At 66.8% G+C, this 19,051-nt stretch carries 17 protein-coding genes and 2 pseudogenes; 7 read left to right on the plus strand and 12 right to left on the minus strand.

Annotated features, from left to right (window positions below; genetic code table 11):
- A pseudogene (locus AWC31_RS00005) lies at nt 1-935 on the plus strand (transglycosylase family protein); the annotation flags it as partial.
- Nucleotides 936-941: 6 nt separating this feature from the next.
- Here the strand turns inward: AWC31_RS00005 and AWC31_RS00010 are convergent.
- Genes AWC31_RS00010 through AWC31_RS00025 form a run of 4 tightly spaced genes read right to left on the minus strand, consistent with a single transcriptional unit; the run spans nt 942 to nt 2,516 of the window.
- Nucleotides 942-1,370 (minus strand): molybdenum cofactor biosynthesis protein MoaE, encoded by a 429-nt coding sequence (locus tag AWC31_RS00010; RefSeq protein WP_085141703.1) that lies wholly within the window; start codon nt 1,368-1,370, stop codon nt 942-944.
- On the minus strand, nt 1,367-1,846 hold the full coding sequence (locus AWC31_RS00015) for a MogA/MoaB family molybdenum cofactor biosynthesis protein (protein ID WP_067846275.1): 480 nt from the start codon (nt 1,844-1,846) through the stop codon (nt 1,367-1,369). Before AWC31_RS00015 ends, AWC31_RS00010 begins: the two co-directional genes overlap by 4 nt.
- On the minus strand, nt 1,843-2,316 hold the full coding sequence (gene moaC / locus AWC31_RS00020; protein WP_085141705.1) for a cyclic pyranopterin monophosphate synthase MoaC: 474 nt from the start codon (nt 2,314-2,316) through the stop codon (nt 1,843-1,845). The genes AWC31_RS00015 and moaC overlap by 4 nt, the downstream gene beginning before the upstream one ends.
- Nucleotides 2,317-2,318: 2 nt before the next feature.
- Nucleotides 2,319-2,516 (minus strand): hypothetical protein, encoded by a 198-nt coding sequence (locus tag AWC31_RS00025; protein ID WP_084356529.1) that lies wholly within the window; start codon nt 2,514-2,516, stop codon nt 2,319-2,321.
- A 58-nt stretch (nt 2,517-2,574) separates the two neighbouring features.
- Here AWC31_RS00025 and AWC31_RS00030 point away from each other — a divergent pair, with 58 nt between their 5' ends.
- A complete protein-coding gene (locus tag AWC31_RS00030) occupies nt 2,575-4,830 on the plus strand; it encodes a helicase-associated domain-containing protein (protein ID WP_085141707.1) in 2,256 nt (751 codons plus the stop codon).
- A gap of 448 nt (nt 4,831-5,278) precedes the next feature.
- Here the strand turns inward: AWC31_RS00030 and AWC31_RS00035 are convergent, their stop codons facing one another.
- A complete protein-coding gene (locus AWC31_RS00035) occupies nt 5,279-5,704 on the minus strand; it encodes a hypothetical protein (RefSeq protein WP_085141709.1) in 426 nt (141 codons plus the stop codon).
- Nucleotides 5,705-5,734: 30 nt separating this feature from the next.
- On the minus strand, nt 5,735-7,660 hold the full coding sequence (locus AWC31_RS37700; RefSeq protein ID WP_234816660.1) for a hypothetical protein: 1,926 nt from the start codon (nt 7,658-7,660) through the stop codon (nt 5,735-5,737).
- 428 nt (nt 7,661-8,088) lie between these two features.
- On the opposite strand from AWC31_RS37700, the gene AWC31_RS00050 reads away from it, so the two are divergent.
- Complete coding sequence (locus AWC31_RS00050) at nt 8,089-9,738, plus strand: DNA repair helicase XPB (protein ID WP_085141713.1); 1,650 nt, start codon at nt 8,089-8,091, stop codon at nt 9,736-9,738.
- On the opposite strand, the gene AWC31_RS00055 is transcribed toward AWC31_RS00050, so the two are convergent.
- The 3 genes from AWC31_RS00055 to AWC31_RS00065 all read right to left on the minus strand — a co-directional run bounded on the left by AWC31_RS00055 (nt 9,735) and on the right by AWC31_RS00065 (nt 12,411).
- Complete coding sequence (locus tag AWC31_RS00055) at nt 9,735-11,246, minus strand: cytochrome P450 (RefSeq protein WP_085141715.1); 1,512 nt, start codon at nt 11,244-11,246, stop codon at nt 9,735-9,737. The genes AWC31_RS00050 and AWC31_RS00055 overlap by 4 nt on opposite strands.
- Before the next feature lie 91 nt (nt 11,247-11,337).
- Nucleotides 11,338-11,682 carry a cupin domain-containing protein gene (locus AWC31_RS00060; protein WP_067846300.1) on the minus strand — a complete coding sequence of 115 codons (345 nt, stop codon included), beginning with the start codon at nt 11,680-11,682 and terminating at the stop codon, nt 11,338-11,340.
- Nucleotides 11,683-11,727: 45 nt separating this feature from the next.
- Nucleotides 11,728-12,411 carry an SDR family oxidoreductase gene (locus AWC31_RS00065; RefSeq protein WP_085141717.1) on the minus strand — a complete coding sequence of 228 codons (684 nt, stop codon included), beginning with the start codon at nt 12,409-12,411 and terminating at the stop codon, nt 11,728-11,730.
- A 141-nt stretch (nt 12,412-12,552) separates the two neighbouring features.
- Here AWC31_RS00065 and AWC31_RS00070 point away from each other — a divergent pair.
- Nucleotides 12,553-13,572, plus strand: a pseudogene (locus AWC31_RS00070) (YbfB/YjiJ family MFS transporter); the annotation flags it as partial.
- Here the strand turns inward: AWC31_RS00070 and AWC31_RS37705 are convergent.
- On the minus strand, nt 13,564-14,547 hold the full coding sequence (locus AWC31_RS37705; RefSeq protein WP_234816661.1) for a LysR family transcriptional regulator: 984 nt from the start codon (nt 14,545-14,547) through the stop codon (nt 13,564-13,566). The pseudogene AWC31_RS00070 and the gene AWC31_RS37705 overlap by 9 nt on opposite strands.
- Nucleotides 14,548-14,673: 126 nt before the next feature.
- Between AWC31_RS37705 and AWC31_RS00085 the strand changes: the two genes are divergently transcribed.
- Both AWC31_RS00085 and AWC31_RS00090 read left to right on the plus strand, forming a co-directional pair.
- Nucleotides 14,674-15,372 (plus strand): SDR family NAD(P)-dependent oxidoreductase, encoded by a 699-nt coding sequence (locus AWC31_RS00085; RefSeq protein WP_085141722.1) that lies wholly within the window; start codon nt 14,674-14,676, stop codon nt 15,370-15,372.
- On the plus strand, nt 15,359-15,724 hold the full coding sequence (locus AWC31_RS00090) for an SgcJ/EcaC family oxidoreductase (RefSeq protein ID WP_085141724.1): 366 nt from the start codon (nt 15,359-15,361) through the stop codon (nt 15,722-15,724). Before AWC31_RS00085 ends, AWC31_RS00090 begins: the two co-directional genes overlap by 14 nt.
- Here the strand turns inward: AWC31_RS00090 and AWC31_RS00095 are convergent.
- Nucleotides 15,705-16,694, minus strand: coding sequence for an LLM class F420-dependent oxidoreductase (locus AWC31_RS00095; RefSeq protein ID WP_085141727.1), 990 nt, complete (start codon nt 16,692-16,694; stop codon nt 15,705-15,707). The genes AWC31_RS00090 and AWC31_RS00095 overlap by 20 nt on opposite strands.
- 55 nt (nt 16,695-16,749) lie before the next feature.
- Here AWC31_RS00095 and AWC31_RS00100 point away from each other — a divergent pair, with 55 nt between their 5' ends.
- On the plus strand, nt 16,750-17,175 hold the full coding sequence (locus tag AWC31_RS00100) for a pyridoxamine 5'-phosphate oxidase family protein (RefSeq protein WP_085141729.1): 426 nt from the start codon (nt 16,750-16,752) through the stop codon (nt 17,173-17,175).
- 4 nt (nt 17,176-17,179) lie between these two features.
- On the opposite strand, the gene AWC31_RS00105 is transcribed toward AWC31_RS00100, so the two are convergent.
- The gene (locus tag AWC31_RS00105; protein ID WP_085141731.1) at nt 17,180-19,006 is read right to left on the minus strand and encodes a S9 family peptidase; all 1,827 of its coding nucleotides are present in this window, start codon (nt 19,004-19,006) and stop codon (nt 17,180-17,182) included.
- Nucleotides 19,007-19,051 lie beyond the last annotated feature (45 nt).

Here is a 19,051-nt window from a genome sequence, read left to right on the forward strand (position 1 = left end):
GGGGAGCGGCGCCGGCCCCGGTCGACATGCTGGCCGCCCCGGCCCCGATGCCGCAGGCACCTCCGCCGGCGCCGCTCCCCGAGCCTCTGCCGCCCGCTCCCGCGCCCGAGGCGCTGCCCCCGGCACCGGCACCCGCACCTGAGGCGCTGCCGCCCGCACCGGCACCCGTCGCGCCCGCTCCGGTCGACGTGCCGCCTCCGCCGCCGCCTGCTCCCGAGGCCCAGATCGTCGACGCCGCACTGCAGGTCGCACCAGCCCCGCTCGACGCACCGCTGCCCGTTGACGTGCCGCCGCCTCCGGCTCCGCCGGCACCCCCGGCCCCGCCCGTCGATGTCGTCGCGGCTCCGGCCCCACCGGCTCCGGAGAACTGGGATCAGGCCCCCGCTCCGGTCGACCAGCCGCAGACGTGGGCACTGCACGCCGGCACCCCGTTGCCGCTCGAGCCCGCGCTGCCGGCTCCCCCGGCCCCGCCCGCTCCTGCCCCAGCACCTGCGCCTGCCCCGGTCGCCGCACCCGCACCGGATCCGTTGGCCCCGCTCAACGGTGTGGACATTCCGCAGCCGGCCTTCGATGTGGCCAACCAGGTCGTGACCAACGGAACCCCGTTGCCGCCGGAGGGCGTCCCGCACCTGGCCAGCCCGGAGAACCTGCCGCCCGGCACGACAGACAGCCCGGCACAGATTCCCGGCCAGGGCCCGAACATGACGTACCTGCGCGAGATCTGGCACGCGATCCAGACCCAGGACATCAGCGGCAAGGACGCCTTGCTGGCGCTGACCCAGCGTCCGCTGACCTCGGCGCCTCCCGGCGGGCAGGCCGCGAACCTCCCGGTCGGCACGCCGCCGCCGGCAGATCCGGCCGCTCCTGCCCCGGCTCCAGCACCGGTGGGCGCTCCGGCCCCGGCCGCGCCCGCGCCGGTTCCGCCGCCGGCCTGAGTCAGGTCAGGCGGAGCCGACCCATTCGTCGGTGCCGTCGGCGAAATGCTGGTGCTTCCACACCGGTAGTCGCTCTTTGACGGTGTCGACGAGGCGGGCACAGGTTTCGAACGCCGCCCTGCGATGGTCCGCTGCCACAGCGGCCACGAGGGCGGCGTCTCCTATATTCAGGGGCCCGATGCGATGGCTCACGGCGATCGCCCGCACGCCCTCGGCCTGGGCGGCCACCTCGGCCGCGACCTCTTCGAGGGCCTGCTGAGCCGTGGGATGTGCCGAGTACTCGAGTCTGGTCACCGACCGGCCGCCATCGTGGTCGCGAACCACACCCGAGAAGCCGACGACGGCTCCGGCCGCCTCGTGCGCGACGAGTTCTTCGTACTCGGTCAGCGAGATCGGCGCGTCGGTCACTTCTACCCGGATTACGGCTGCGCTCACCGGTTGTGGTCCTTTCCCCCGAGCTGATCCAACGCGTGCTCGAGCACGTGATCGAGCACGCCCAGCCCGTCTTTGACGCCGCCGGGCGACCCCGGCAGGTTCACGATCAATGTGCGCCCAGAAACGCCGCAGACGCCACGGGAGAGCACCGAGGTCGGCACCTTGTGTACGCCGGCGCGCCGGATGGCGTCGGCGAGCCCGGGAACTTCGTAGTCCAGGACGGCCATGGTCGCCTGAGGCGTCGCATCAGTCGGCGAAATGCCGGTGCCGCCCGAGGTGATGATGAGGTCGACGTGTTCGGCCAACGCTGAGCGCAGGGCCTCGCCCACCGCGCTGCCGTCGGGCACCACCATCTGCTCGGTGACGTCGTAGCCGCGGTTGGCCAACCAGCCGACGATGAGAGGTCCGGTCCGGTCGTCGTACACACCGGCGGCCGCCCGGGTGGATGCGATCACAACCCGGGCAGAACGTGTCACTGCGTTGGTCTTTCCCACAAACCCGTTTTACCGCCTTCTTTGCGCACGACGCGGATGTCGTCGATGCGTGCGGCGGGGTCGACGGCCTTGATCATGTCGTAGAGCGTCAGCGCGGCCACGCTCACGGCCGTCAGTGCTTCCATCTCGACACCGGTGCGGTCGGTGCTGCGCACGGTGGCGGTGATCGCGACCGCGGATTCACGGACGTCGAAATCCACGTCGACACCGGTGAGTGCCAGCTGATGGCACAGCGGGATCAGGTCGGGAGTCCGCTTGGCCGCCAGGATGCCCGCCACTCGCGCGGTCGCCAGGGCATCGCCTTTGGGCAAGCCGCCGGACGCGATGAGCGACACGACGTCGGCCCGGGTCAGCAGCGTGCCCTGCGCCACCGCGGTGCGTTTGGTGACGTCCTTGGCCGTGACGTCGACCATGTGGGCCGCGCCGGACTCGTCGAGATGCGACAGTCCCACCGTTACCTGTTGACGACGGTGACCGACTGGACGAATGGCAGCTCTTCGGCTGGCAGCGGGAAGGTGATGTCACCGAACGGAGACAGTGAACCGGTGCGATCGGAGACGAGCTCGCTCACCGCGTGGTCATCGCCGTCGGAGAGCACCGGCCAGCCGTTGTCGACGTACTGTTTCTTCTTCTTGTCAGCCACGCCCCATATTGTGGCAGGCCCCATCGCCGGTCGCGATACCGGCGGGCTGCTTTACGCTGGTCAGGATATGAGCGCCGCACCGACTCCCGGAATTCCGCTGGGCGCGTGGCTGGCCGACCTCCCCGACGAGGGACTCATCCGTCTCCTGGAGTTGCGGCCTGACCTGAGCCAGCCGCCTCCCGGCACCATCGCGGCGCTCGCCGCCAGGGCCACGTCGCGGCAGTCGGTCAAGGCCGCCACCGACGGACTGGATTTCCTGCGGCTCGCGGTGCTCGACGCGCTGCTGGTCTTACACGCCGACACCGCGGCGGTCCCTCTTTCTGCGGTGACCGAACTGCTTGGCGAGCGGGCCGATGAGACCGACGTGCTCGCGGCGATCGACGATCTGCGCGAACGCGCCCTGGTGTGGGGTGAGACGTCCGTGCGGGTAGCTCCCGAGGTCGCATCCGGACTGCCCTGGTACAGCGGGCAGGCCGTCTTGGAAGTACCGGACCGCAGCGCCGAGAACATCGCCGGGCTGCTCGACGGGCTCGACGACGCCCAACGGGACCTGCTGGCCCGCCTGTTGGAGGGTTCGCCGGTGGGCCGCACGCGCGACGCGGCTCCCGACGCTCCGAGCGATCGTCCGGTGCAGCGACTGTTGGCGGCCGGGTTACTGCGCCGGATCGACAACGACACCGTGATACTGCCCCGCCTCGTGGGGCAGGCGTTGCGCGGTGAGGTGCCCGGCCCGACCACGTTGACCGCGCCGGAACTGAAGACCACCACGACGACCGTCGGCGACGTCGACGCCGTCGCAGCCGGCGCGGTGATCGATCTACTGCGCGAAATCGAGTTGGTGCTCGAAAGTCTCGGCACCACACCCGTTCCCGAGCTGCGCAGCGGCGGGCTGGGGGTGCGTGACGTCAAGCGGCTGGCCAAATCGACCGGGATTGACGAAGGCCGCCTCGGCCTTCTGCTGGAACTCGCGGCCGCCGCCGGGCTGATCGCGGCGGGCATGCCGGACCCCGATCCCGGCGAGGGCACCGGCCCGTACTGGGCTCCGACGGTGGCCACCGACCGGTTCGTCGAATCGACGACGGCCGTGCGCTGGCATCTGCTGGCCTCGACCTGGCTGGATCTGCCCGCCAGGCCCGCGTTGATCGCCACCAGAGGACCTGACGGCAAACCGTTTGCCGCGCTGTCGGATTCGCTCTACTCGACCGCGGCGCCGCTGGACCGCAGGCTGCTGCTGCGGGTGCTGGCCGACCTTCCGCCAGGTTCCGGCGTCGATGCCGCCGAGGCGTCGCGGGCGATGATCTGGAGACGGCCGCGCTGGGCCGCACGGCTGCAGCCCGGCACGGTGAGCGCGCTCCTCACCGAAGCCCACGCCCTTGGGATGGCGGGCCGGGGCGCGATCAGCACACCCGCTCGCGGCCTCTTGGCGGGAGACGCCGACGAGGATGTGCTGGCGGCGATGTCGAAGGCGCTGCCCAAGCCGCTCGATCATTTCCTGCTGCAAGCCGATCTCACGGTGATCGTGCCCGGACCACTGGAGCGCGACCTGGCCGAGCAGTTGGCAGAGGTGGCCACCGTCGAATCAGCAGGCGCCGCCATGGTCTATCGCATCAGCGAACCGTCGGTGCGACGCGCCCTCGACTCCGGACGGACCGCCAGCGAGCTACACAGCTTCTTCGAGAAACACTCGAAAACTCCGGTGCCGCAAGGTCTTACCTATCTCATCGACGATGTCGCTCGGCGGCACGGCCAGTTGCGGGTCGGCATGGCGGCGTCGTTCGTGCGGTGTGAGGATCCCGCGCTGCTCGCGCAGGCCGTCGCCTCCCCCGGTTCCGAACGCCTCGAATTGCGACTCCTGGCCCCGACGGTCGCGGTGTCGCAGGCGCCGATCGCCGATGTGCTCGCCGTACTTCGTGACGCGGGATTCGCACCGGCAGCTGAAGATTCGACCGGCACCGTCGTCGACATCAGGGCCCGCGGCGCACGCGTCACCGCACCGACGCGACGTCGGGTGTACCGGCCGCCGACGCCTCCGACCGCACAGACTCTCGGCGCGATCGTCGCGGTATTACGCAAGGTCGCGGCCGGACCATTTGCCAGCGTCCGCCTCGATCCCGCGATGGCCATCACGCAATTGCAGGAAGCCGCGATCGCGCAGTCCTCCGTCGTGATCGGCTACGTCGACCCGGCAGGCGTTGCCACGCAACGCGTCGTGGCTCCGATCAACGTCCGCGGCGGACAACTCACCGCCTACGACCCGGCCGCCGGGCGGGTACGGGAATTCGCGATCCATCGCGTGACATCGGTTGTGTCAGCTGACGATTGAGGATCGTCGTCGACGTCAATCGGCGAAGCGATCCGGTAGACACGCCTCCTCGAGATCAAGGTCGCCGGACGCTTGCCTACTCACGAGACAGGCATGCGCCCGCTCAAGCTGCTCTGCTTCTTTTTCTTTCCTTCTTCTGGGATGTGTCGGCGCCGCCCTTACCGGAGGATCCGATGGCTATGTCAACTCCAGTTGGCGCCCCGGTAGGAGGGTTTAAAGTGGCCCCAGTTGTGCCGTGGGAGGCGGACGTTGGCGGGTTAGCCTCGGCTGATAGTCCACTGTCGAAAGTGGATTCCGGCTGCGGAAAGATCAATCAACGGGGGTGTGTCGAAGGCAAGGCGTTAGAGGCTTTAAGGCTCACGATCGGCGTCTAGCTGCGAGTGGATCTGATCGTCCTCGGTTGACTAGAAGCAAGACAGCTTCGCGATACGGAGAAGATCTGTGGCGGTTAGCTATCGTCGATGAGGACATTGATGACGTCGGTTCCGTTGCCGGGCTGGGCTTCTCGGGTGAGCACGCGGATAGGGATGGAGCCGGTCCGCCTGAGTGGAACGTGGTGGTGGTATTCCGCGGTTGCCAGGATGCTGCCGAAGGTGAGTTCGGGTTCGGGGAAGTTCAGTGGCGTGTCGAAGATGAGTCGACCTAGGCCGGTGGTGTCGGTGCCGCGGTACACATAGATGTCGACCGTGCGATCACCGTGTTGGTCTTGGTCATCGGCGAAGGTGAAGACGTTGACGCTGGATTCGTCGGCAATGAACTCCACGGGATACTCATCGCCAAGTTCGGGAACCTCGTCCCAACCCAATGCCACGAAGGAGACTTGTTGGTAGTCCGGAATCATTGTGGCTTGAGCGAGTAGTTCGTTGCCCGCCATTCTGGTTGGTCCTCTCGGCTGGGTTGAGTGTCATTTGGGCTTTTTGTGGTGTTTCTTGCTCTTCTTGTCTTTCTTGGGTTTCTGCTTGTTGTGGTCGCGGTTCTTGTTCGATGACGCGGAGTGATCGCCGTTACCATTGTTGTTGCTGTCGCGGGTGGCTTGCACCCCGGCCTTCTGCACGGCGGTGAGGCGTTGACGATTGGTGACGGTGCTGACCCGTTCGGCGTCGATAGCGCGTTGCTGGGCGGGGCTGGACGGACGTAACTGTGGTTGCCGTTGGAGCAGGTCGCGTTGCGCGCAGTTGCGGCAGCTGGTTTGGCCGGCGCGGTTCCGGAACACCACTTCGACTAGATCGCCAGGCTTCAGCTTGTACTTGCGGATCACGGTCGACCAAGTATTGCCCTCGACCGAGGATGCCCTGGGATTGAGGTACCGCACGTTAGGGCGGCCAGTGCCGCGGTCGGCGCTCATAGCGAGTGGTTTCTCGTCGCGCGCATACCCCGACCGCAGCGGGAAGCCTTTCATGGCTTCGTTGCGATTAGCGTTCCGTGCTGACTGAGTGGCGATCGGAAAAGGACTGGGTTGGTCGAGGATTGCCGCTTCGTAGTGGTCGATGAACGGTCCTTGCCCGCCCATCTTGGTTTCGTCGTAGACCCCGGCCGGATGCTGGGTGATGCACCCGCAGTCCAGAGTGTGTCCCGGGGGAACGTGTACGGGAGCCTTGCCCGGGGGCGCGTTGGGAGCTTTGGGAGTGCTCACACCAGGCACCGGTGGTTTCGCCGCGTCCGCGACGTCATCGGCGAGTTGCGCTGGCGGGGTGGGTGTGGCTTTGGCGACGTCGATAACGTCGTCGGCGTGCTTGCCTAGTTGTTCGACGGCGAGTTCGGCGCTCTCGGTGACCACCTTCTTGGCCGCGCCTTGCGGGGTGACCATCGAGGCGGCGCCCAGCACCGTGGAGGCGATGCCGAGGGCTTGGTTGTCGGGCATGGCGGCGGCGGCGATATCCACGGCGGCGCTGGAGATGTTGACGGTGGCCGAGGCGATCATGGCCGCACCGGCAGGTCCGCCGACGCCGGTGACCGCCAACGCGACACCACCCACGAGCAGCGCGGATTCGAGTGGGTTTTCCTTGACGAACCCGCCCACGGCTTTGGCGCCGGAGACGGTGGCCGACATCGCCGTGGAGGCGGCCGATGTGACCGTGTCAGCCATCGAGCTGACGGTGCTGGTGAACGAATCAAACAAGCCCACCGGCACCCCGCCGGTCCCGGTGAGGTGCAGGGGTGGGTCGACGTAGACCGGCCAGGTGGTGTGCGGTTGGGGGTCGATGACCTCGGCGAGCACATATAGCTGCGGGGCGAGTTGTTTGACCACATACGAGCTGGGCACCAATCGGCCGGTGGCGTCGCGGGTTTCGGCCGGTGAGAACATGCCGATGGTCTCGGCGGTCGGGGTCGCTTTGTTGATGGTCAGGTAGCCGTTGGTGTGGGCGAGCATGACGGTGTCGGCCGGGGTGCGTACGAAGGTGGTGACCATCCGCGGCCCGCCCGGATCGCTGATCCGGGCGACGGTGCGGGTGCCGGTGGCGGTGTTTTCGGCCAGCATGTCGAACCCGGCCCCGGCATTCGGGTAGACGACCTGCCCGCCCGCGGTGTGCTGGGCGTTGCCGAGCCCGCCGGGCAACACCACCTGCACCGGGCCGGCGGCGGTGGGTGCGGTCAGGCCGGCCACCGGCTCGTCAGGTAATCCGGCGCGGCGCTGCTCGACGGTCAGAGTGGGATCGGAGCCGACCGCCGAATCGGTGAACGCGGCGACTGCGGCGTCGGCGAACCCCTGCGCCGCCGACACCGTTCGCGCCGCCTGCCCGATCCCGCTCGACGGCGCGGCCAGGTGCAGCCCGCCGACGGTGACCGCCACCGCGCACAACGCGGCCAGCCAACGCGCCGGCCACCCCAACCACATACTTTGCTGACCGTCGCGCAGGAAGTTTCCTGCACCCGCAATCCAGCTTCGATCCCCCGACATGCGATCCCCCGATCAGCAACTTTTTATAGTTCACTCGCAGCTATCTTCAGCAAGCTTGATAAGCACTGTAGACATCCGCGCCTTAATGCGCAATTAACAGCTACAATTCGCAACATCAACGCGCATCTGGCATCGCCCATATCTCATCTAGCGAAACTTCTCTACCAGTGTTGAGTAACTACAGCTATCTATTAGGAACCGCCGTCAATAGTCGTCACCGTTACCATGAACGCAGCTGGTCATAGATAGCTGTCGGAATCACCTCCGCGTCCGAACCTCCGTGCGCCAGACGTCCAGCTCGACGGGTTCGGAATAATGGACAGGATGAGTTTGCAGCCGGGAAGCAGGGCGGATCGCGCATGACTGACGGCCCGTTGATCGTGCAGTCCGACAAGACGGTCCTGCTCGAGGTCGACCACGAACAAGCAGGAGCGGCGCGAGCGGCGATCGCACCCTTCGCCGAGTTGGAGCGTGCCCCCGAACACGTGCACACCTACCGCATCACGCCGCTCGCGTTGTGGAACGCACGCGCGGCCGGTCACGACGCCGAGCAGGTCGTCGATGCCCTGGTGTCGTTCTCCCGGTACCCGGTTCCGCAGCCGCTGCTGGTCGACATCGTCGACACCATGGCGCGTTATGGCCGCCTGCAGCTGGTCAAGCACCCGGCGCACGGGCTGACGCTGGTCAGCCTCGACCGCGCCGTGCTCGAGGAGGTGCTGCGCAACAAGAAGATCGCGCCGATGCTGGGCGCGCGCATCGACGACGACACCGTTGTCGTGCACAACAGCGAACGCGGCCGGGTCAAGCAGATGCTGCTCAAGATCGGTTGGCCGGCAGAAGATCTCGCCGGTTACGTCGACGGTGAGGCACACCCCATCGAGCTCGCACAAGACGGCTGGGCCTTGCGCGACTACCAGGAGATGGCCACCGAATCGTTCTGGGCGGGCGGCTCGGGCGTCGTGGTGCTGCCATGTGGCGCGGGCAAGACGCTGGTCGGTGCGGCGGCGATGGCCAAGGCCGGCGCGACCACGTTGATCCTCGTCACCAACACGGTGGCGGGCCGGCAGTGGAAGCGCGAGCTCGTCGCCCGTACCTCTCTGACCGAAGACGAGATCGGCGAATACTCGGGCGAGAAAAAGGAGATCCGGCCCGTCACCATCGCGACGTACCAGGTGATCACCCGCCGCACGAAGGGCGAATACAAGAACCTGGAAATCTTCGACAGCCGCGACTGGGGCCTGATCATCTACGACGAGGTGCACCTGCTGCCCGCGCCGGTGTTCCGGATGACCGCTGACCTGCAGTCTCGCCGGCGCCTCGGGCTGACCGCGACGCTGATTCGTGAGGACGGCCGTGAGGGCGACGTGTTCAGCCGCATCGGCCCCAAGCGGTACGACGCACCGTGGAAGGACATCGAAGCCCAGGGCTGGATCGCGCCCGCCGAGTGCATCGAGGTGCGGGTGACGATGACCGACAACGAGCGCATGCTCTACGCCACCGCGGAACCCGAGGAGCGCTACAAGCTGTGCTCGACCGTCCACACCAAGATCGCGGTGGTGCGCTCGATCCTCGAGCGCCATCCCGGCGAGCAGACCCTGGTGATCGGCGCCTACCTCGACCAGCTCGAGGAACTCGGGCAAGAGCTCGACGCGCCGGTGATCCAGGGGTCGACGAAGAACGCCGAACGCGAGGCGTTGTTCGACGCCTTTCGCCGCGGTGATATCTCCACGCTGGTGGTTTCCAAGGTCGCCAACTTTTCCATCGACCTTCCGGAAGCCTCAGTGGCCGTGCAGGTTTCGGGCACTTTCGGCTCGCGCCAGGAAGAGGCACAACGGCTGGGACGGCTGCTGCGCCCCAAGGCAGGCGGTGGCGGTGCGGTGTTCTATTCGGTGGTCTCCCGCGACAGTCTCGACGCGGAGTACGCCGCGCACCGGCAGCGGTTCCTGGCCGAGCAGGGCTACGGCTACATCATCAAAGACGCCGACGATCTACTCGGCCCGGCGATCTAGCCGCGACTCCGCAGGGTCATCAGCAGTTCGCCGTCCGGGCCGCCGGTGAACGTCAACTCGCGGCGCAGCCGCTGACCAGGTACGAGATCGAGCTCGAAGCGCTGCGCGAGGCTCGCGACGATCAACGTGGCCTCGAAGTTGGCGAACCCAGAGGCGACGCACATGCGCTTGCCCGCCCCGAACGGCATCTGCGCACGACGCTGCGCACCGTCGAGGTTCTCCTTGAGAAACCGCGCCGGATTGAAGTCGTGCGGGCTGCCCCACACGCGGGCGTTGTGGTGCATGCTGTGCATCAAGATGGCGACGCTGGTTCCGGCTTTGATCGGGTAATCGCCGAGGATGTCATCGCCTTTCGCCATCCGGGCCACGCCCATGATCGGCGGGTACACGCGCATGGCCTCGGCAACCACGGCTTGTGTCCAGGGCAGGTTGTCGACGTCGTCGGCGGTGGGTTCGCGTCCGCCGAGCACGTCGTCGAGCTCACTGCCCAGCCGTTGGCGCGCCTCGGGATTCTGCGACAGCAGGTACCAGGTCCAGGCCAGTGCCGCCGCGGTCGTCTCGAAGCCGGCCCCGAGGAATGTCATCACCTCGTCGCGGATCTCCAAATCGGTGTAACGGTAACCGGTTTCGGGATCCTCAGCGGCTATCAACAGTGCCAGCAGATTGTCGGTGCGCTCGATCTTGCCGCTGCGGTGGTCGGCGATCAGCCGGTCGATGAACCGCTCTATCCGGCTAAGCCCCCACCTGGCCCGCGGTGCGATGATCCACGCACCCCGCCGCAGCGCATTGATCGCGAGCCGAGGTGAGGACATCTTGTCGGCACCCCAACGCAACGGCCGCGCCACGCCGAGCAGGAACCCGTAGCCGAAAAGCGTTAGCAGCCGGGCGAAGTCGGTACGCATCTGTTCGGCGAGCTTGCCGGTGAGTTCGATGCCGAACATCGTGCGGGCGATGATGTCCATCGTCACGTAGTTCATCTCCGCGGCGATGTCCACCGGCCGCCCGGCGGCCAGGATCCGGTCCCAGCGGTCGGCGGCCGCGACACAGGCGGCGGTCATCTGCGGCGCGAACGTGTCCACCTGACGTTTGGCGAAGAGGGGCTGAACCAGGCGCCGGTTGCGTTGCCACAGTTCGTCGTTCAGATCGGTGACCAGGCCGCGTCCGAACGCGACGGCCAGCAGGTCGTACTCGGCGTTCTTGGCGTAGTTGTCCTGATTGGACACCAGGACGTGGCGCGCGATATCGGGGTTGCGCACCACCACGAACTTGGCCAGCGGCGTACGTGCGACGACGATGTCGTCCTGACCGGGCAGTTCGGTGGCGTACTCGTAGATTGTGTGCCGGTACCCCGCCCGGATGGCCTTCATGGCGAGCCACCACGACTTCAGATAGCCGACCTCGGTGTGTTGCCAACGCACCGGTGTCGGCGCCCACCGCGGCGGATGCAAGCTCGCCTCGGCGTGGACTGGGCACGCGACTTGCGCGGACTGTGCGCTCGGCTGGGACATATGCCACCTCCCCGGGAGTCCGCGCACCCCCCGGAGCACGGACTCGCGGTATACGGTACCGCTGGTACCGAGTCAGGCCAAGCCCCCAATTTCAGGTATGCGGCCCCATGGTCTTCACCACGGTCAGCAACACCACCGAATCCGCCAACGCGTGCAGGGTGTGGCGGGTACGCGGGATCACGATGTGGTCGCCCGGCGACCCTTCCCAGCTGGCCTCCGAGTTCGCCAGCCGGACCCTGCCCTCGATCACCTGCAGAGTCGCCTCACCGGGGCTCTCGTGCTCGTCCAGACCACTGCCCTGCGTGAGGGCGATCAGCGTCTGACGCAGTGCGTGTTCATGCCCGCCGTAGACGGTGTGGGCACTACGTCCGCTGTTGGCCGTCCGGGCTGAGGCCAACTGCTGACGCGCAAGCGCGGTGAGCGAGATCTTCTCCATACTTGAATCGTGCCACTTCGTGACGGCAGATTCTGCGCAGTCGGGTCAACCGCCGGTGTTCGCGGTGGACAACTGTGCCTTGGCGCTACGCGCCCAATCGTCGGCCAGGATCTCCGCCCGCCCATCGAGTAGGCCGGCAATCGCCTGGGAGGCCACCACTGCGGGATCGATCTTCTGGTCCGCGGGAACGTAGCTGACCATGTCGGTGTCCATGTAGCCGACGTGCAATGCGGCGACGTGGATCCCGCGTGGCGCGAGGTCGATTCGCATCGCATCGGTGAGCGCCCACGCGGCCGACTTGGCCGCGGCATACGCCCCCGAGGTCGGCGGGTGGTACCAGGACAGGACCGACAGGACGTTGAGAATCGCACCGCCGCCGTTACGTTCGATGATCGGCGCGAACTCGCGTGTGACGTTGAGAGTGCCGAAGTAGTGGGTCTCCATCTCCAGCCGGATGTCCTCGATTGGCCCGGTCAACAGGTTCGCCCGCGTCGATACACCGGCGTTGTTCACCAATACCGTGACGTCTTGCGTGATTTCGGCCGCACGGCGTACCGACTCCGGATCGGTGATGTCCAGTTGAACGGGAATCACCCCCGGCAGATCGACCGTCTCGGGCCTCCTGGCCGCCGCATACACCTTTGCCCCGCGTGCGACGAGCTCGGCGGCGAGCCGGCGCCCCAACCCACGGTTGGCTCCGGTCACCAGTGCGGTGATGTTCTGTGTCATCGGACTACTCCTTTCGCGTTGTGCGAACACCACAACAACTCGGATCGATGTCCGCAATCCCGTGGTGTGAAAGGCAGTTCCTTGCAGCTGTGAGGATTTCGATCGTGGTCACCGACCGGCGCCGCGCCGCACGATGGATCGATGCAACACCATGCGCACGTGACCCGGACGGCGGCAGTACTGGCCGCCGCGATGGGCATCGGCCGATTCGTCTACACGCCGATCCTGCCGCTGATGACCGCACAGGCCGGGATCTCGCCGCACACCGCGGCCAACCTGGCCACCGCGAACTACGTCGGATATCTGGCGGGTGCCCTGATGGGTACCGTTTGGCCACGGCTTGCCAGATCGATGACCGCGTGCCGGGTGTGCCTGATCGTCCTCATCGCCAGTCTCGCCGCAATGCCGTTGTTCACCAATACAATCGAGTGGACAGCGCTGCGCGCCGTGGCCGGGCTGACCAGCGCCCTGGTGTTCGTGATCGCGGTCAACGCGATGCTGGAACACCTCCATGGCCATCCTGCGCGTCTTGCCGGCTGGGGGTTCGGCGGTATCGGCGCAGGCATCGCGCTTTCAGCGGTGCTCGTGCTGGCCATCGACGACTGGAAGGCGGCCTGGTGGGCGTCGGCGGCGGTGTCCGCGGTGCTGGCGATCGGCGCCTGGTCGATGCAGCACGCTCCCGAAACGGCGACGGCGGTCGATGACGCCGAACAGCGCCCACCGCACGGCGCCTTCTCGATGCTGCTGGCCAGCTACACACTCGAAGGGATCGGCTACATCATCGCCGGGACGTTCCTGGTCGCGGCAGTCGCACAAGGCACACCGGATTGGCTGGGCGGCGGCACGTGGCTTGTGGTCGGCGTGGCCACCGTTCCGTCCGCGGCATTGTGGGCAACCCTGAGTAGCCGATGGTCTCATCCGGGATTGCTGGTGGCGGCACTGTGCCTGCAGGCGGTCGGGATCGCCGTCGCAGGTTTGGTCGGCGGAATCACCGCCGCACTGGTCGGCGCCGTGCTGTTCGGCGGCACCTTCGTCGGTGTGAGCACACTCGCGCTGGCCGCCGGACGCCTGCTGCGTTATCCGCGTGCTGTCGCGTTGTTGACCGCGGGGTACTCGGTGGGCCAGATTGTCGGCCCGCTGGTGGTGGCGCCGCTACTGCACCACGGGTTCCGGCCCGCGCTGGTCCTGGGCGCTGTCGTGGTGCTGGCCGCCGCCCTGATCGCCGGGCTTATGCGGATCGTCGGCGGGCAGCCAGACCGTCGGGTCCGCCAGCCCGAAATCAATGGTGCCGCCGGTGAATTCGTCGATGACAGCGTGGACAGCGGGGTTCTCTTCGCCACGCCGCCACACCAACGACCACGTCCACAACGGTGACGGGTGAATCACCGGCCGACGCACCAGACCCCGCGGCAGCGACACATCCTGGCCCTTGGGGTTGTTGAGAACCGGACGACGCAGCCGGCGCACATGCTCGAAGAACGTCGGGCCGGTGACGCCGCCGTCGTCGGTACGCATCACCCGCGCGCCCGTCGCGGCCGCGAACTGCTCGCCGTAGCGGTTCCACGACGACCAACTGGCACCGTCGGCGTCCACCAGCACCACGGTGTCGGCGGCTTCGACCGGCGCCTCATCGGTGCCGGCGTCCAACGCGTACAACCGGTCGACGCCGAGCAGCCGCGCGTCAAGCGACAGCGCGTCGAGGTCGGCGTTCTGCACCCAGCAGATCGCCAGGTCAAGACTGCCGTCGGCGACACGGGCGGCCTGCGTGTGCGACGGCATCACCCACGTGTCCACCCGCAGTTCGGCGACGCCCGCGGCCCGCTCGGCCCAATCGGTCGGGCACCAGTTCACACAGCCGATGCGCACCGGGTCGGAGATCGCCATACCTTTTGCGCGCCTGCGTAGTTCGTCGGCCTGGGCGATCAACGCGCGGGCATCGGGCAGTAGTGCCGCCCCGGCCGAGGTGAGCGCGACGGACCTCCGGTCCCGGTCGAACAGGGTCACCTTGAGGTCGCGCTCCAGCGCCTTGATCTGCTGGGACAGCGACGGCCCTGCGATACGCAGACGCTCGGCAGCGCGGCCGAAGTTCAGCTCCTCGGCCACGGTGACGAAATAGCGCAGCTGCCGCAGCTCCACCGTTGCAGCGTAATAGGCACAGCCTCTCAGCAGAGAGGCAACCGGTCCCTTCGACCGGACATGAGCGCGCCCGATGCCGTGTTGAGTGGTGCAACCGGATAGGACCGGATCAGAAAGGGACCAGACATGAACACTCCAGTCGCGATCATCACCGGCGCATCGCAGGGCATCGGCGCGGGCCTGGTGACGGGATACCGCAAGCTCGGCTATGCCGTCGTCGCGAACTCGCGCAGCATCGGTGAAAGCGATGATCCGATGGTGCTGACCGTGGCGGGCGACATCTCCTCGCCCGGCGTCGGACAGCGCGTCGTCGACGCGGCGCTGGAACGCTTCGGCCGCATCGACACGGTCGTCAACAACGCAGGCATCTTCATCGCGAAGCCGTTCACCGAGTACACCGACGCCGATTACGACGCGATCACCGGCGTGAACCTGCGCGGGTTCTTCGAGGTATCCCGAGCAGCGCTCGCCGCGATGGGCGACTCCGGCCATATCGTCAACGTCTCCACCAGCCTGGTGGATCAGGCCAATTCGAAGGTGCCCGCGGCGCTGGCCTCCCTGACCAAAGGTGGACTGAACGCGGTCACGAAGGCGCTCGCGGTCGAATATGCGAGCCGTGGCATTCGCGTCAACGCGGTGGCTCTCGGCTCGATCAACACGCCGATGCACGATCCGTCCAGTCACGACTTCATGGCATCGCTGAACCCGATGAATGAGCTCGGTGAAATCGACGACGCCGTCCAGGCGGTGCTGTACCTGGAGCAGGCCGGGTTCGTCACGGGCGAGATCCTGCGCGTCGACGGAGGTCAAAGTGCAGGCCACTGAGAACATCCTGCGCGGGGTGCTCGACGTGTGGAAGACCGGCATCGACGCACACGAGCCGCAACGGGTGGCCGACGTGTTCACCGCCGATGCGATCTTTCAGGGCCTGCGGCCCTACAGCGTCGGACAACAGGGGGTGTTCGAGTACTACGACTCCCAGCCGGCGGGCATGACGGTCGACTATCGCATCCGCGAGACGCGCGACCTCGCCGACGGAGTGGTGCTCGGATACCTGGTCGCGGACTTCTCCTTTCGCGACCGGGACCCGATCCACCTAAACCTGGGTGTGGTGGTCACTCGCAATGACGCCGGGTGGCACATCGCGCACTACCAGGTCAGCCCAGTGCAGGGATGACCTTCTGCTCGAACAGTTCGATACCCGACCGGTCGTATGCGGCCTCCGGGAAGTACAGGATCGCGTACTCACAGCCGAGATCACGCATCCGCTGCAGTTTCTCGACGACCTGTTCCGGTGTGCCGGAGGCGGATTCGGGAGCACTCATGGTCGACAGCATCGCGTCGACCGCGGCCTCCCCCGCCACCGGCACCTGGCGGTCGCGCAGCCGGGCGATCCGGTCTTTGACATCGGCTTCCGAATCGCCGATGACGGCGTTGAAGTTGGCCGACCGCACGATCGCGTCGTAGTCGGTGCCGACCTCGCGGCAATGCCCGGCCAGCACTTCCGATTTGTGGGCGAACCCGTCGGGCGCGGAGGTGAAGTTGGTGTACTGCGCATACTTGGCCGCGATGCGCAGCGTCACCTTCTCTCCGCCCCCGGCGATCCACAGCGGGATGCTGTTTTCCTGCAACGGCTTCGGTGCGACGATCGCGTCGTCGACCTGATAGTGCTTGCCGTCGAAGCTCACCCGCCCGTCGCGCCACGCGTCACGCATGATCTGCACACCCTCGTCGAGCCGGCCCAGCCGCACCCCGGCCGACGGGAAGCCGTAGCCATAGGCCCGCCACTCGTGCTCGTACCACCCGCCACCGATGCCCATCTGGATACGGCCGCCCGAGATGATGTCGGCGGTGGCCGCGACCTTCGCCAGGTACACCGGGTTGCGATAGCTCATCGCCGTACACATCTGGCCGAGTTTGATGCGTGACGTCGTCGCCGCGTACGCCGACATCAACGACCACGCCTCATGCGTCGCCTCGTCGGTGGGCACCGGCACGGTGTGGAAGTGGTCGTACACCCACAGCGAATCCCAGGCGCCGCCGTCGGCGTAGGTGGCCAGGTCCTTCATGACCGGCCAGTGCTGCTGTGTGGGAATGTCTACGAGATCGAGTCGCCAGCCCTGCGGAATGAAGAGTCCAAAGCGCATGGATCCTCACTCTACGACGGCCTGCCGTGTCGGTGGACGCGGCTAGCCTGAGTTCATGGCCCTTTCCAAGGAAGAACGCGAACAGTTTCTCGCCGAACCGCACATCGCCGCACTGTCGGTGTATGCCGGAGACAAGCGTGGTCCGCTCACGGTCCCGATCTGGTACCAGTACTCACCCGGCGGTGAGCCGTGGGTGCTGACGGGTGTCGGGTCGCGCAAGCACCGGCTCATCGAGGCCGCAGGCCATTTCTCGCTGATGGTCGAGCGGCTCGAGCCGACCGTCCGCTATGTCGCCGTCGACGGTGCCGTCAGCCGGATCGAGCCGAGCACCGACGAACAACTCGTCGAGATGACCAAGCGCTACCTCGCCCCGGAGAAGGTCGAGGGGTACCTGGAGTTCGCGCGCCGCGAGCACGGCGAGAGCGTCACGGTGTACCTGAAGCCCGAGCATTGGCTGTCGGCGGATCTGGGGGCCGTGTGACGCCCTAGGTTTCGGCGCGGCCGCCGAGGTGCTTGGCGAGGAACCGGTCGGCTCGATGATAGAAGTCGAGCCGGTTCTCGGGCTTGGCGAAGCCGTGGCCCTCGTTCTCGTACAGCGCGTACTCGTGGTCGATGCCGTGCTCAGCCATGGCCGCGACGATCTGCTCGGACTCGGCTCGTTTGACCCGGGGATCGTTCTCGCCCTGGGCGATGAGCATCGGGATGCGGATGTCCTGCACTCGCGACAGCGGCGACCGTGACCACAGGAAATCGGGGTCGTCGCCAACTCGCTTGTGCCACAACGCGATCATCGGCTTCCAGTACTCGGGGAACGAGTCCATGAGGGTGTTGAGGTTGGATGGGCCGACCATCGAGACCGCGCACCGGAACACGTCCGGGGTGAACGTCGCCCCGATCAGCGCCGCGTAGCCGCCGTAGGATCCGCCGTAGATCGCGATGCGATCACGGTCGACGATGCCCCGCTCGACCAGGTAGTCGACGGCGTCGATCAGGTCGTCGTGCATCTTGGCTCCCCACTCGCGGTTGCCCGCGTTGAGGAACTCCTTGCCGTAACCGCTCGAGCCGCGGAAGTTCACCTGCACGCACAGATAACCGCGGTTGGCCAGCCACTGCGCCTCCGGGTCGAGGCCCCACCCGACACGCACCCACGGGCCGCCGTGGACATCGAGCACCGCGGGCAGGTTCGTGCGCTGCTCGCCCGGCGGGTACGACAGGTAACCGTGGATGGTCAGGCCGTCGCGGGCGGTGAAGCTAAAGGGCTCCATCGGCACCAGCGGATAATCGTTGAGTTCCGGACGATGATCGAACAGGAACGTCGCTGTCTGCGTAGCCCGGTCCCAGTGGTAGAACTTCACCGGCCCGGAGTCCTGATCGAACGCGACGAGCCATGTGGTGTCGTCGTCGCTGCGGTCGCTGATGATCAACTCGCCGGCGTGCAGGCGTTGCAGCGCCTCGATGTCGCCACGGATCGCGTCGTCGAATATGCGGTACTCAAGGCGTTCTCCGTACAACGTCACGCCCTGGATCTCCCTGGTGTCGGGATGCATGATCACGCCGGCGATGTCGTAGGTGTCGTCCTCGGCGATCACTTCGGTCGCACCGGACTCGACGTGCATCTTGACGAGCCGCGACGTGTTCGACCCGACCGATGTCTGCAGATACATCCCGGTGCCGTCTTTCGTGAAGCCGACGGGCCCCGTCGACTCGGCGTCTTCCGGAGGTACCTCGAGTAGCGGCCGCCAATCCGCATGCTCGTCCTCGCGCACCATGATCACCATGCCGCCGTCAGGAGTAGGCGTCACCGCGCCGCGCACCTTCAGGTCGTCGTCGACCACCCAGCCGAGAAACCCGGGATTTTCGAGGACCTTGCGCAGCTCACCGGTCGTCAGGTCGAGGTGGTACACATCGTGCAGCTGCGGGTTGTCCTTGTTGATCCCGACGAGCACATCGTTCGGAAATCGCTTGTGATGGGCGATGAGTCGGCACTGCACACCGTCCATCGGCGTGAGGTCGCGTTCGGCACCCGTCTGCAGGTCGACGTCGTAGAGGCGGAAGTTCTCACTGCCGTCTTTGTCCCGAACGTACATGAGGTGACGATTGTCGTGGGCCCACAGATAACCCTGGATCCCGCGGTCCTTGTCGTGGGTGACCGACTGTTCGTTGCCGGACCCGGCGTCGCCGACGAACACGTTGAGCACGCCGTCGAGCGGCGCGAGGTACGACAGCCGGGTGCCGTCGGGCGAGATCTGCGGTGCGGCGCGCTCCGGGTGGCCCAACAAGACTTCCAGCGGGATCAGCTCGGCTCCGGTCATTGCGCCCCCGTATCAGCGATGCGGTCCAGTGCCGTTCGAGCGTAG

Source organism: Mycolicibacterium wolinskyi, assembly GCF_002101965.1.
Lineage (GTDB): Bacteria > Actinomycetota > Actinomycetes > Mycobacteriales > Mycobacteriaceae > Mycobacterium > Mycobacterium wolinskyi.

Coding starts and splice junctions, on each gene's coding strand:
- AWC31_RS00095 (WP_085141727.1), bottom strand. CDS start 16,694: ATGCGCTTTGGACTCTTCATTCCGCAGGGCTGGCGACTCGATCTCGTA.
- AWC31_RS00105 (WP_085141731.1), bottom strand. CDS start 19,006: ATGACCGGAGCCGAGCTGATCCCGCTGGAAGTCTTGTTGGGCCACCCG.
- AWC31_RS00030 (WP_085141707.1), top strand. CDS start 2,575: ATGAGCGCCGCACCGACTCCCGGAATTCCGCTGGGCGCGTGGCTGGCC.
- AWC31_RS00055 (WP_085141715.1), bottom strand. CDS start 11,246: ATGTCCCAGCCGAGCGCACAGTCCGCGCAAGTCGCGTGCCCAGTCCAC.
- AWC31_RS00050 (WP_085141713.1), top strand. CDS start 8,089: ATGACTGACGGCCCGTTGATCGTGCAGTCCGACAAGACGGTCCTGCTC.
- AWC31_RS00085 (WP_085141722.1), top strand. CDS start 14,674: ATGAACACTCCAGTCGCGATCATCACCGGCGCATCGCAGGGCATCGGC.
- AWC31_RS00065 (WP_085141717.1), bottom strand. CDS start 12,411: ATGACACAGAACATCACCGCACTGGTGACCGGAGCCAACCGTGGGTTG.
- AWC31_RS00100 (WP_085141729.1), top strand. CDS start 16,750: ATGGCCCTTTCCAAGGAAGAACGCGAACAGTTTCTCGCCGAACCGCAC.
- AWC31_RS00035 (WP_085141709.1), bottom strand. CDS start 5,704: ATGGCGGGCAACGAACTACTCGCTCAAGCCACAATGATTCCGGACTAC.
- AWC31_RS00060 (WP_067846300.1), bottom strand. CDS start 11,682: ATGGAGAAGATCTCGCTCACCGCGCTTGCGCGTCAGCAGTTGGCCTCA.